This is a genomic window from Pseudomonas sp. P129 (assembly GCF_020312195.1).
GTDB lineage: Bacteria > Pseudomonadota > Gammaproteobacteria > Pseudomonadales > Pseudomonadaceae > Aquipseudomonas > Aquipseudomonas fragariae.
The window spans coordinates 84,887-97,927 of sequence record NZ_JAGPYS010000014.1 but is presented as its reverse complement, the minus strand read 5'-3'; the positions used below and the strand labels follow the sequence as shown (position 1 = coordinate 97,927).

At 58.7% G+C, this 13,041-nt stretch carries 10 protein-coding genes and 3 tRNA genes; 2 read left to right on the top strand and 11 right to left on the bottom strand.

The annotated features are described in order from the left end of the window. Window positions 1-79 precede the first annotated feature (79 nt). The 3 genes from KBY02_RS23400 to KBY02_RS23390 form a co-directional block, all read right to left on the bottom strand. A tRNA-Leu gene (locus KBY02_RS23400) sits at window positions 80-164 on the bottom strand. A gap of 56 nt (window positions 165-220) precedes the next feature. Next, window positions 221-296, bottom strand: a tRNA-His gene (locus tag KBY02_RS23395). A 51-nt stretch (window positions 297-347) separates the two neighbouring features. Continuing rightward, window positions 348-424, bottom strand: a tRNA-Arg gene (locus tag KBY02_RS23390). A gap of 296 nt (window positions 425-720) precedes the next feature. Here KBY02_RS23390 and folD point away from each other — a divergent pair. Beyond that, complete coding sequence (gene folD, locus KBY02_RS23385; RefSeq protein WP_003404473.1) at window positions 721-1,575, top strand: bifunctional methylenetetrahydrofolate dehydrogenase/methenyltetrahydrofolate cyclohydrolase FolD; 855 nt, start codon at window positions 721-723, stop codon at window positions 1,573-1,575. 64 nt (window positions 1,576-1,639) lie between these two features. On the opposite strand, the gene KBY02_RS23380 is transcribed toward folD, so the two are convergent. The 6 genes from KBY02_RS23380 to KBY02_RS23355 form a co-directional block, all read right to left on the bottom strand. Beyond that, window positions 1,640-3,412, bottom strand: coding sequence for an ABC transporter substrate-binding protein (locus KBY02_RS23380; protein ID WP_011267212.1), 1,773 nt, complete (start codon window positions 3,410-3,412; stop codon window positions 1,640-1,642). Window positions 3,413-3,496: 84 nt separating this feature from the next. After that, window positions 3,497-3,769, bottom strand: coding sequence for a DUF2160 domain-containing protein (locus KBY02_RS23375; protein WP_003404479.1), 273 nt, complete (start codon window positions 3,767-3,769; stop codon window positions 3,497-3,499). Window positions 3,770-3,781: 12 nt separating this feature from the next. Further along, complete coding sequence (locus KBY02_RS23370; protein ID WP_003315280.1) at window positions 3,782-4,582, bottom strand: carbohydrate ABC transporter permease; 801 nt, start codon at window positions 4,580-4,582, stop codon at window positions 3,782-3,784. Between the two features lie 10 nt (window positions 4,583-4,592). Next, window positions 4,593-5,459, bottom strand: a complete 867-nt coding sequence (locus tag KBY02_RS23365) for a carbohydrate ABC transporter permease (protein ID WP_002552729.1) — start codon at window positions 5,457-5,459, stop codon at window positions 4,593-4,595. Further along, window positions 5,452-6,567 (bottom strand): ABC transporter ATP-binding protein, encoded by a 1,116-nt coding sequence (locus KBY02_RS23360; protein WP_024659846.1) that lies wholly within the window; start codon window positions 6,565-6,567, stop codon window positions 5,452-5,454. Before KBY02_RS23360 ends, KBY02_RS23365 begins: the two co-directional genes overlap by 8 nt. Then, window positions 6,567-7,661, bottom strand: coding sequence for an ABC transporter ATP-binding protein (locus KBY02_RS23355; RefSeq protein ID WP_003409725.1), 1,095 nt, complete (start codon window positions 7,659-7,661; stop codon window positions 6,567-6,569). Before KBY02_RS23355 ends, KBY02_RS23360 begins: the two co-directional genes overlap by 1 nt. A gap of 299 nt (window positions 7,662-7,960) precedes the next feature. Here KBY02_RS23355 and KBY02_RS23350 point away from each other — a divergent pair, with 299 nt between their 5' ends. Continuing rightward, complete coding sequence (locus tag KBY02_RS23350; protein ID WP_032657463.1) at window positions 7,961-9,817, top strand: sigma-54-dependent Fis family transcriptional regulator; 1,857 nt, start codon at window positions 7,961-7,963, stop codon at window positions 9,815-9,817. Window positions 9,818-9,926: 109 nt separating this feature from the next. On the opposite strand, the gene cysS is transcribed toward KBY02_RS23350, so the two are convergent. Beyond that, window positions 9,927-11,309: a cysteine--tRNA ligase gene (cysS, locus tag KBY02_RS23345; RefSeq protein WP_024639690.1), complete on the bottom strand. Its 1,383-nt coding sequence runs from the start codon at window positions 11,307-11,309 to the stop codon at window positions 9,927-9,929. 24 nt (window positions 11,310-11,333) lie between these two features. After that, window positions 11,334-13,028: a glutamine--tRNA ligase/YqeY domain fusion protein gene (locus KBY02_RS23340; protein ID WP_011267206.1), complete on the bottom strand. Its 1,695-nt coding sequence runs from the start codon at window positions 13,026-13,028 to the stop codon at window positions 11,334-11,336. Window positions 13,029-13,041 lie beyond the last annotated feature (13 nt).

The following is a 13,041-nucleotide window of genomic DNA, read 5'->3' as shown; positions in this document are numbered from 1 at the left end:
AAACAGAAAAAGCCGCACTAGGCGGCTTTCTTTTGTAGCTTTTTGCAACCGAAGCATTGATAGTCGGCTACATTTATCCTGGTGCGGACGGAGAGACTCGAACTCTCACACCTTTCGGCGCTGGAACCTAAATCCAGTGTGTCTACCAATTCCACCACATCCGCATTTCAGACTTTTAAAGCAAAGGCGCCAGACTATGAATCTGGCGCCCTTCTTAATATGGGGTGGACGATGGGGTTCGAACCCACGACCGCAGGAGTCACAATCCTGTGCTCTACCAACTGAGCTACGCCCACCATATTGCATGTGACGGTACAACTTACTTGCTGTGCCAAAGCTGCCTTGAATGGCGCACCCGGCAGGACTCGAACCTGCGACCATCCGCTTAGAAGGCGGATGCTCTATCCAGCTGAGCTACGGGCACTTATATAATTTGTATTCTTGCGATAACAAACTAAAAGGCTTTCAATCGATCACACCGAGCTGATTTGCAACTCTGCCTGACCGAATCAACCAGTGCTAGCTTAACCAGTGCAGGGCTCTGCCCGGCAAGTGCGACGAATCTTATAGACGGCCCCTGAGGTCGTCAACCTTTTTTTGAAAAAAATTCAGCTAGATAAAGGAGTTAGCTGAATATGCAAAGCAATCGCCTTTGCCCTCGCGCCATGTCATGAGAGAATGCGCGCTCATTTTTTTCCTCTCGATGGTTAATCACGCGTCATGACTGCAAAACTAATCGACGGCAAGGCGATCGCCGCCAGCCTGCGCCAGCAGATCGCCAAACGTGTCGCCGAACGTAGCCAGCAAGGTCTGCGTACGCCGGGCCTCGCGGTGATTCTGGTCGGCAGCGACCCCGCCTCCCAAGTCTATGTCTCTCACAAGCGCAAGGACTGCGAGGAAGTCGGCTTTATCTCCCAGGCTTACGACTTGCCCGCTGATACCACTCAGGCAGCACTGACCGATCTGATCGACCGCCTCAATGAAGATGCCGCCGTCGACGGCGTCCTGCTGCAACTGCCCTTGCCCGCGCACCTCGACGCTTCGCTGCTGCTGGAGCGCATTCGCCCGGACAAGGACGTGGACGGCTTCCATCCTTATAACGTGGGTCGCCTCGCTCAACGCATTCCGCTGCTGCGCCCGTGCACTCCCAAAGGCATCATGACCCTGCTGGAAAGCACCGGTGTCGACCTGTACGGCCTGGATGCCGTCGTCGTCGGCGCATCCAACATCGTCGGCCGCCCGATGGCAATGGAACTGCTGCTGGCGGGCTGCACCGTCACGGTGACCCATCGTTTCACCAGGGATCTGGCAGGCCACGTGGGTCGTGCCGATCTGGTGGTGGTTGCCGCCGGCAAGCCGGGCCTTGTCAAAGGCGAATGGATCAAGCCGGGCGCGATCGTCATCGACGTCGGCATCAACCGCCAGGAAGACGGCAAGCTGGTAGGCGATGTGGTTTACGAGACCGCCCTGCCCCGCGCTGGCTGGATCACTCCGGTTCCGGGCGGCGTCGGCCCCATGACCCGCGCCTGCCTGCTGGAAAACACGCTGTACGCGGCAGAAACCCTGCACGACTGATCAGGCTGTTCTGCTCCCATAAAAAACGGCACCTGAGGTGCCGTTTTTTCATTCCCGAAAAAACTTACTTCCTGGCTGCTTCCCAGCTTTTCAGCAAGTCCGCATAGGCGATGGTTTCACCCTTGGGTTTCTCGTTGGCCAGCTTGCGCTGTGGCGCGAGGAACTCGCCGTTGCTCTCTTCGGCCTTCTTGTACCAGACTTCCGCAGTGGTTTCCTTATTCATCTTCGGTGCACATTTGCTGGGTTCCTGCACCTCAGAACGCTGGATGCGCATCATGATCGCATCCTGGTCCTTGGCCAGACCGTCGAGGGCCTCCTGCGCAGTCTTCTCGCCAGTGACCGCCTCGGCCACATGGCTCCACCACAGCTGTGCCAGCTTCGGATAGTCAGGCACGTTGGTGCCGGTAGGCGACCATTGCACGCGGGCCGGGCTGCGATAGAACTCCACCAGACCACCCAGCTTGGGCGCCAGCGCGGTCATTTCCTTGGAGTTGATGTCCGACTCGCGAATCGGCGTCAGGCCGACGATGGTTTTCTTCAGTGAAACGCTCTTCGAAGTCACGAATTGCGCATACAGCCACGCCGCCAGACGCTTTTTCTCGTCAGACGACTTCAGGAAGGTCCACGAACCCACGTCCTGATAGCCGAGCTTCATGCCTTCTTTCCAGTAAGGGCCTTTTGGCGACGGTGCCATGCGCCATTTCGGCGTGCCATCGGCGTTCATGACAGGCAGACCCGGCTTGGTCATGTCGGCAGTAAAGGCGGTATACCAAAAGATCTGCTGCGCAACGTTACCCTGCGAAGGCACCGGACCGGATTCGGAGAAGGTCATGCCCGCCGCTTCCGGCGGTGCATAGGCTTTCAGCCAGTCGATGTATTTCTGCGTGGCGAACACTGCCGCTGGCCCGTTGGTGTCACCACCGCGGGTGATGCTGGAACCGACCGGATGGCAGTCTTCGACGCGAATACCCCACTCGTCCACCGGCAGACCGTTAGGCAAACCCTTGTCGCCGCTGCCCGCCATGGAGAACCAGGCATCGGTGAAACGCCAGCCCAGTGACGGGTCTTTCTTGCCATAGTCCATGTGCCCGAAGACTTTCTTGCCGTCGATCTCCTTGACGTCTTCGCTGAAGAATTTGGCGATGTCTTCATAAGCCGACCAGTTGACCGGAACACCCAGCTCGTAACCGTATTTGTCCTTGAATTTCTTTTTCAGATCAGGACGCTCGAACCAGTCGGCACGGAACCAGTACAGGTTGGCGAACTGCTGATCGGGCAATTGGTAAAGCTTGCCGTCTGGAGCAGTGGTAAACGAAGTGCCGATGAAGTCTTTCAGGTCCAGCGTCGGCGAGGTGACTTTACTGCCTTCCGGACTGGCCATCAGGTCGGTCAGAGACAGGGCCTTGCCGTAGCGGAAGTGCGTACCGATCAGGTCCGAGTCGTTGACCCAGCCGTCGTAGATGCTTTTGTCAGACTGCATGGCGGTCTGCAGCTTCTCGATGACATCACCTTCCTGCAGCAAGTCATGGGTGACTTTGATACCGGTGATTTCGGTGAACGCCTTGGCCAGGGTCTTGGACTCGTATTCATGAGTGGTCAGAGTTTCCGACACCACCTTGATGTCCATGCCACGAAACGGCTTGGCCGCTTCGATGAACCACTCCAGCTCTTTCAACTGCTCGGCATCGGAGAGCGTGCTCGGCTTGAACTCGCTCGCCGCCCACTTCTTCGCCGCATCTTCGTACTGATCCGCCCATGCCGACACACTCAACCCGCTGAGCATGATCATGGTTGCCAGCGTCACGCTATGTTGCAGCTTGTTTTTCTTATTGAACATAGTCATCTCCAGGTTGCTTTCATGTAGTCCCGCTTTTTCAATACTGCCGACCGGATCACCCCGGCAACCACGCCCGGCCGCTCTCTACCCCCAACGCATCACCACCAACAGCCACACCAGGGAAGCCCCCGAAGCGATCCAGATGCTCCAGTCCGTCGCGCCGATCACCAGCAGATGCAGATAAGCGCTGCCTAGAAGCCCGATGAAAAGACGGTCGCCACGCGTGGTGGCAATCGGCAGAAAACCGCGACGCTCGATGCTCGCCGAGCGCAATTCCCATACCGTCATACCCACCAGCAACAACCCGATACTGATGAAGAACGCCGCAGTGGGCAGTGTCCAGGACATCCACTCCATTTTTTCGACTCCTCAGACACGACCAAGAGCAAAGCCCTTGACCACATGGTTGCGAACGAACCAGATCACCAGCATGCCCGGCAGAATGGTCAACACCCCTGCCGCCGCCAGCACCCCCCAATCGATACCCGATGCCGACACGGTGCGGGTCATCACCGCAGCGATCGGCTTGGCGTTCACCGAAGTCAGGGTGCGCGCCAGCAATAGCTCGACCCAGGAGAACATGAAGCAGAAAAAGGCGGTGACACCGATACCCGAGCCAATCAGTGGAATGAAAATCTTCACGAAAAACTTGGGAAAGCTGTAACCGTCGATGTAGGCCGTTTCATCGATCTCCTTCGGAACGCCGGACATGAAGCCCTCCAGAATCCATACGGCCAGCGGAACGTTGAACAGACAGTGCGCCAGTGCCACGGCGATGTGCGTGTCAAACAGGCCGATGGACGAATACAGCTGGAAAAACGGCAGCAGGAATACTGCCGGTGGCGCCATGCGGTTGGTCAGCAGCCAGAAGAACAGGTGCTTGTCGCCGAGAAAACGATAGCGTGAAAACGCGTAGGCTGCCGGCAGTGCGACGCTCAGCGATATCACGGTATTGAGGCACACGTAATACAACGAGTTGAGGTAGCCGCTGTACCAGCTTTCGTCGGTGAAGATCACCTTGTAATTGGCCAGGGTGAAATCCTGCGGCCACAGGGTCAGACCACCGAGGATCTCGGTATTGGTCTTGAACGACATGTTGATCAGCCAGTAGATCGGCACCAGCAGAAACAACAGGTAAATCCACAGCGGTATGATTTTGCGCAGACTCATGACCAGCCCCTCAATTCTTTTCGCTGTGAGTCATGGCGGTGTAGAACACCCATGACACCAACAGAATGATCAGGAAATACACCAGCGAGAACGCCGCCGCAGGCCCCAGGTCGAACTGCCCGAGCGCCATGGTGGTCAGGGTCTGACTGAGGAAGGTGGTGGAGTTGCCCGGCCCGCCACCGGTCAGTACGAACGGCTCGGTGTAGATCATGAAGCTGTCCATGAAGCGCAACATCACCGCAATCAGCAGCACGCTTTTCATCTTCGGCAACTGGATATGCCGGAAGATCGCCCAGCCGGACGCCCGATCGATGCGTGCCGCCTGGTAATACACATCCGGAATCGCCCGCAGCCCCGAATAGCAGAGCAAGGCCACCAGCGAGGTCCAGTGCCAGACGTCGATGACCAGCACCGTCACCCAGGCGTCCGAGGCATTGGCGGCGTAGTTGTAGTTGATGCCCAGCACGTTGTTCAGCGTGTAACCCAGCAAGCCGATATCACCGCGGCCGAAGATCTGCCAGATCGTGCCGACCACGTTCCACGGGATCAGCAGTGGAATGGTCATCACGATCAGGCACAGCGACGACCAGCGGCCCTTGGTCGGCATGGTCAGGGCAATCGCGATACCCAGCGGGATCTCGATCAGCAGTACACAGCCCGAATAAATGAACTGACGCAGCAGCGAGTCGTGCAGACGCGGGTCCTGCAGGACCTGCCGGAACCAGTCGGTGCCGACGAAATAGCGACTGGACTGGTCGAAGATGTCCTGCACCGAATAGTTGACCACGGTCATCATCGGGATAATCGCGCTGAATGCCACCAGCAGAAACACCGGCATCACCAGCCACCAGGCCTTGTTGTTCTGAACCTTACGCATGGGACACCTCACTGGCAGGGCCGGCTTCGAGCAGGTAATCATCTGCATAGAGCATCAGCCATTGCCCCGGAAAGCTGATCCAGGCCTGGCCTTGCGGTACCGGTTTGTCTTCCTGCAGACGCACCTTCAGCAGTTGTCCGGCCAGTTTCAGAGTGATGATCTTGTAGGTGCCGAGGTCTTCCACATAGGTCACGTCGGCGCACATCGCATCGTCGTAAGGTCCGTCCCAGACATGCACGAACTCAGGACGAATACCCACTTTCAGAGTTTTCCACGGCGTATTGGCCAGTTTTTGCTGCAACGACTCAGGCAACGGCAGGTGAATATCGGAAAAACCGACACCGCCCGGCTGCGGCGTAACGTCAATCAGATTCATCCCCGGGCTGCCGATGAAATAGCCGACAAAAGTGTGCGACGGCTTTTCGAACAGCTCCCGCGGCGTGCCGAACTGGACGATCTGTCCGCCATACATCACGGCGATCTTGTCGGCGAAGGTCGACGCCTCCAGTTGATCGTGGGTGACGTAAACCATGGTGATATTGAACTGCTCGTGGATCTGCTTGAGCTTGCGCCGCAGTTTCCACTTCAGGTGCGGATCGATCACGGTCAGCGGTTCGTCGAAGAGGATCGCCGACACGTCATCGCGCACCAGCCCGCGACCCATGGAGACTTTCTGCTTTTCATCCGCGCTGAGGTTGCGCGCCTTCTTTTTCAGCAGCGGCTGCAGGTCCAGGACATCGGCAATTTCGTTGACCTTGATGAGAATCCGCGCCTCGTCCATGCCCTGATTGCGCAGCGGAAAGGCCAGATTGTCGAACACGGTCATGGTGTCGTAGATCACCGGAAACTGGAAAACCTGAGCGATGTTACGGCGTTCCGGGGGCAGCTCATTGACGACTTTCGAGTCGAACAGCACCTGGCCCTGCGACGGACTGAGCAGACCGGAAATGATGTTGAGCAGGGTTGACTTGCCACACCCGGAAGGCCCGAGCAGCGCGTAAGCACCACCCTGCTCCCAGACGTGGCTCATCTCGCGAATTGCATAGTCGTCAGGACCAGGCTTGGTACTGTAGCTGTGCGCAAGGTTCTGCAAGCGGATCTCGGCCATCAGGCAACCCTCGCCATACGCAGGCCCGGCGCCTGAATCAGGCCGCCCTGCTGATCGAATACAAACAATTTGTGGGTCGGGATGTACACCCGAATCGCCGCATCGACGTCATAGGCATGCACGCCTGGCAGATGCAGGACCAGCGAGAACAGCTCGTTGCGCACATGCAGGAAGGTTTCCGAGCCGCTGATTTCCGCCAGTTCGACAGTAACCGCCAGTTCCAGGTCGTCATCGTTGGACGGCACCAGGCTCAAATGGCTGGGGCGCACGCCGAAACGATACTCGCCATCGCCGACGGCCCGCAGGTCGACGTTGAGCGGGAAATGCACGAAGTTGGCGAAGCTGACTTCATTGCCTTCTATACGGCCCGGCATGAGGTTGATCGGCGGTTCGGAGAACAACTCGGCGGCCAGCACAGTCGCGGGTCGATGATAAACCTCGGGGGTCTTGCCGCTCTGCACCACCCGCCCTTCATGCAGGATGGTGGTGGTGCCGCCCAGCGCCAGCGCTTCATTGGGCTCGGTAGTCGCGTAGATAGCGATGGTATGGCGCGCGGCAAACAGCTCGCGCATTTCCTGGCGCAGCTCTTCGCGCAGCTTGTAATCGAGGTTGACCAACGGTTCGTCGAAGAGGATCAGTTCGGCGTCCTTGACCAGCGCCCTGGCCATCGCGGTGCGCTGCTGCTGCCCGCCGGACAGTTCGAGGGGGTGGCGTTGCAGGAATTTTTCGATGCGCAGCATCTTCGCGGTTTCCTGCACCCGGCTGTGGATCACGTCTTTGGAAAGACCCGCCTGACGCAGCGGCGAAGCGATGTTTTCGAACACCGTCATGCTCGGGTAATTGATGAACTGCTGATAAACCATCGAGACGTTGCGCAGGCGAACCGGACGATGGGTGACATCGACCCCGTTCATCAGCACTCGCCCGCTGTCCGGCTTGTCCAGCCCGGCCATCAGGCGCATCAGGCTGGTTTTGCCGGACAGGGTGCGCCCCAGCAGAACGTTGAATGATCCCGGCTCAAAGCTCAGGGAAGCGTCGTCGATCCAGACCTGGCCATCGACGGCGCGACTGACATGCTCCAGCGTGAGTGACATGGCGTGCCCTTTGTTGTTTTTTTCTTAAGGGTGAATGCGTGACTGTTTGCAGATAGCGACATTCGTGCCAGCTCAGCCAGCTTGCCGGTGAAGCCCGGGACAGAGCGTTCGCCCGTATTCAGGGGACGAAACGCCTTTCACAGCTGAACAATAATGAACAGAAAATACTGAACACTTGAACAAAATGAACATTGACTTTGAACACAACTGAACGACACTGGACTGACGTTGCGGGCAAGGATGGTCACGCCGACGGGACCTAAAAACAAAAACAATACGTCACATTCGCAGGCATCCTCATGTCTCAAACCAGCGCTTCGCTTGCTCACGACATCATCATTCAGGATTCATGGACCCGCTGCCGGGACTTCGGCCTCAATCATCAGACGCGCCCCTCATTCGGCCAATTGCCGGGGACGGAGGTTTCCAGGCTGCTGGAGCGCCATCACGGACTGGTACAGACCACCCATCAGGAGGTCCTGCCGGTCTACGAAAACATTCTCAGCAACTCCAGCTGTCTGATTCTGCTGGCCGACCCTCAAGGTCAGTTGCTCAAGTCATGGGGTGCACAACGCTTCGTCGAATCGTCCCAGGCTCAAGGCTTCATGCCAGGTGCCAGCTGGAACGAACGCGGCACGGGCACCAACGCCATCGGCACGGCGCTGGCCTGCGAAGAGGCCATCCATATTGAACCGGACGAGCATTTCCTCAAGGCCAACCGTTTCATGACCGGTTCGGCCTCACCGATCTTCGACGCAGACAGGCGCATCATCGCCGTGCTGGATGTGTCCAGCGACAGCTTCCTGCCACCCTCGCACACGCTGGGCATGGTCAAAATGATGAGCCAGTCGGTGGAAAACCGCCTGATCCTCGACCAGTTTCGCGATTCCCACTTCCAGCTGATCTTCAATACCGGCCTGAACAACCTCGACAGCCAATGGGCTGGCCTGCTGATTTTTGACGAAAGCGGCCAGATCCTGTGCGCCAATCGGCGTGCCGACGCCTTGCTGGGGACGACTCCGGCCGGTGCCAGCATCGAGACGCTGTTCAAGTGTCCGATCCTGCAACTGCTCAGCGAGACCGAAGCGCGTCCGTTTGCGCTGCATGCATTTGGCAACAATCGCTTTCAGTGCCTGCTCAAACGCCCGACTCGCAAACCATTGAAGCTGCATTGCGTCCAGGCTGCGCAGGTGCCTGCAGCACCATCACGAAACCTTGACCTGCAGGCCATCAGCATGGGCGATGCGAAAGTCGAGAAGGCTGTGCGTCAGGCCCAACGGCTGCTGGAAAAAGACATCCCGCTGCTCATTCATGGTGAAACCGGGGTCGGCAAGGAAGTGTTTGTCAAAGCCCTGCATCAGGCCAGTGTGCGCGCCAGCCAGCCGCTGATCGCGGTCAACTGTGCAGCGATCCCGGCCGACCTGGTCGAGGCCGAGCTGTTTGGCTATGAAAGAGGCGCCTTCACCGGGGCCAACCAGAAAGGCAGCATCGGCCTGATCCGCAAGGCCGACAAAGGCACGCTGTTTCTCGACGAAGTGGGCGACATGCCGATGCCGGTACAGGCGCGACTGCTGCGTGTGCTGCAAGAGCGCTGCGTTCAGCCATTGGGCAGCAGCGAGCTGTATCCGGTCGATATACGGCTGATTTCAGCCACCAACCGGGGCCTGCGCGATCAGGTCCAGGCGGGGCTTTTTCGCCAGGATCTTTATTATCGGATCAGCGGCCTGAGCATCGAACTCCCGCCCCTGCGCGAGCGGACTGACAAACATGCGCTGATCCAGCGAATCTGGGAGCGGCACCGTGATGCTCACCAGCGCGCGGGCTTTTCCAGAGAAGTGCTTGAATTATTCGAGCATCACCCCTGGCCGGGCAACCTGCGTCAGCTCAACAGCGTGATTCAGGTGGCGCTGGCACTGGCCGACGAACAGCCGATCGGCACTGACCATCTGCCCGAGGACTTTCTGCTCGACGCTCACGCGGATGAGGAATGCCGTGCCCCGGTCAGGACTCAGGAGTCGGCCACGCGCCTTCACTCGAGCGAAGACCTCGGCCAATTGTTTCAAGCGGCAGGCGGGAATATTTCACAGCTGGCCAAACGTCTGGGCGTCAGCCGTAACACGCTGTACAAGCGGTTGCGGGAGCAGCGGATCGTTTAGTGTTTGACGCTCGGCAGGCAGCACATCATCGAGGACAGGACGCGGAGCGTCCAGAACAGCATGCCCATGCGGAGCATGGGCACAATAGTGTTTCAGGAACAGTCCTTGATCAGTCCGCCAGACGCCAGGTCGTGCCGCCCTTGCCGTCTTCCAGAAGCACACCCATGGCAGTGATCTGGTCGCGGATACGGTCGGACTCGGCCCAGTCTTTTGCGGCACGCGCCGCCAGACGCGCTTGAATCAGCGCCTCCACTTCAGCCGCATCGACCCGTCCTTCCGCGCCAGCGCGCAAAAAGTCGTCGGCTTCGAGCTGCAGAACACCCAGCACGCTGGCCAGTTGCTTCAAACGTGCCGCCAGACCCGCCGCCGCTGCGACATCGGATTCGCGCAGACGATTGATCTCGCGAACCATCTCGAACAGCACCGCACAAGCTTCAGGCGTACCGAAGTCATCGTTCATCGCCGTGCTGAAACGCTCGACGAACGCCTCGCCACCCGCAGGTTCGGCGACCGGCAGGCCCTTGAGCGCGTGATAGAAACGCTCCAGTGCCGCCTTCGACTCACGCAGGCTGTCTTCGGAATAGTTGATCGCGCTGCGGTAGTGACTCGATACCAGCAGGTAACGCACCACTTCCGGGTGGTATTTCTCCAGCACGTCGCGAATAGTGAAGAAGTTGTTCAGGGACTTGGACATCTTCTCGCCATTGATACGAATCATGCCGCAGTGCAACCAGGCATTGGCGTAGGTCTTGCCGGTGGCCGCTTCGCTCTGGGCGATTTCGTTTTCATGGTGCGGAAACTCCAGATCGCTGCCGCCCCCATGAATATCGAAAGTCTCGCCCAGGCAGCAGGTCGACATCACCGAGCACTCGATATGCCAGCCTGGACGCCCTGCACCCCAGGGCGATTCCCAGCTCGGCTCGCCCGGCTTGACGCCTTTCCAGAGGACGAAGTCCAGCGGATCTTCCTTGGACTCGTCCACTTCGATACGTGCGCCGATGCGCAGGTCTTCGATCTTCTTGCGCGACAGCTTGCCGTAACCCTGAAACTTGCCGACCCGGTAATACACATCGCCGTTACCCGGCGCGTAGGCATAGCCCTTGTCGATCAGGGTCTGGATCATGGCGTGCATGCCAGGGATATGGTCGGTGGCACGCGGCTCCATGTCCGGCTTGAGGATGTTGAGGCGCGCCTCGTCCTCGTGCATGGCCTCGATCATGCGCGCGGTCAGTGCGTCGAACGACTCACCGTTTTCCCGCGCCCGGTTGATGATCTTGTCGTCGATATCGGTAATGTTGCGCACATAGGTCAGTTCATAACCGCTGAAGCGCAGCCAGCGCGTCACCAGATCGAACGCAACCATACTGCGGCCATGGCCCAGGTGGCAGTAGTCGTACACGGTCATCCCGCAGACGTACATGCGCACCTTGTTGCCATCCAGCGGCTTGAAAACTTCTTTGCTCTTGGTGAGCGTGTTGTAGATAGAAAGCACGTGCTCCCCCTCAAACGTACAGCATCAGGTCCAGGAATCCCGCAACGTCACGGTGCGGTTGAAGACAGGTCGACCGGGTCTGGAGTCCTTGATGTCCGCGCAGAAATAACCTTCGCGTTCGAACTGGAAACGGTCTTCCGGTTGCGCTTGCGCCAATGAAGGCTCGGCGCGACAACCGGTCAGTACTTGCAGGGAGTCCGGGTTGATGTTGTCCAGAAAGCTTGCGCCCTCTTCGGCTTTTTCAGGGTTCGGCGAACGGAACAGACGATCGTACAAACGCACTTCGCACTCTACGCTCTCGGCTGCCGGCACCCAGTGCACGACGCCCTTGACCTTGCGGCCTTCAGGGTTCTTGCCCAACGTTTCCGGGTCGTAGGAGCAACGCAGCTCGACGATGTTGCCGTCGGCATCCTTGATCGCTTCATCGGCACGGATCACATAGCTGCCACGCAAACGCACTTCGCCGTTGGGCTCAAGACGCTTGTAGCCCTTCGGCGGCTCTTCCATGTAATCGTCGCGATCGATGTAAAGCTCCCGCGAGAACGGCAGCTCGCGCATGCCCAGGTCTTCTTTCGGGTGGCGCGGCAGCTCCAGCTTCTCGACCTGGCCTTCCGGGTAGTTGGTGATGACCACTTTCAGCGGGCGCAGCACGCACATGGCGCGCGGCGCGCTGTGGTCCAGGTCGTCGCGGATGCTGAATTCGAGCATGCCGAAATCGACAACGCCGTCAGAGCGGTTGGTGCCGATCATTTCGCAGAAATTGCGAATCGATTTCGGCGTGTAGCCACGGCGACGGAAGCCCGACAGCGTCGACATGCGTGGGTCATCCCAGCCATTGACGTGTTTCTCGTCAACCAGTTGCTTGAGCTTGCGCTTGCTGGTGATGGTGTAGTTCAGGTTCAGGCGCGAGAACTCATACTGACGCGGCTTGCACGGCACCGGCAGGTTGTCGAGAAACCAGTCGTACAGCGGACGATGGCTTTCGAACTCCAGGGTGCAGATCGAGTGGGTGATGCCTTCGAGGGCATCCGACTGACCGTGGGTGAAGTCATAGATCGGATAGATGCACCACTTGTCGCCGGTCTGATGGTGATGCGCATGGCGAATGCGGTAGATGATCGGGTCACGCAGGTTCATGTTCGGCGAGGCCATGTCGATTTTGGCGCGCAGTACGCGAGCGCCATCCTCGAACTCACCGGCTTTCATGCGCGCGAACAGGTCGAGGTTTTCCTCGACGCTACGCTCGCGGAACGGACTGTTCTTGCCCGGCTCGGTCAGGGTGCCGCGATATTCGCGCGCCTGCTCGGGGGTCAGATCGTCCACATAGGCCTTGCCTGCCTTGATCAGCTCGACCGCCCAGTCGTGCAACTGGTCGAAATACTGCGAGGCGTAGCGCACTTCGCCCGCCCACTCGAAGCCCAGCCACTTGACGTCACTCATGATGGCGTCGATGTATTCCTGGTCTTCCTTGGCCGGGTTGGTGTCATCGAAACGCAGGTGCGTATCGCCACCGAACTCCTGGGCCAGACCGAAGTTCACGCAGATCGACTTGGCGTGACCGATGTGCAGGTAGCCGTTGGGCTCCGGCGGAAAGCGGGTCACGATTTTGCTGTGCTTGCCCGAGTCCAGGTCTGCCTGCACGATAGGACGCAGGAAATTGGTCGGTACGGCTGGACCTGCCTTTGAATGGGCAGCGGGTTCTGGAGTGGGCTTGCTCATAGGATCCTTGGAC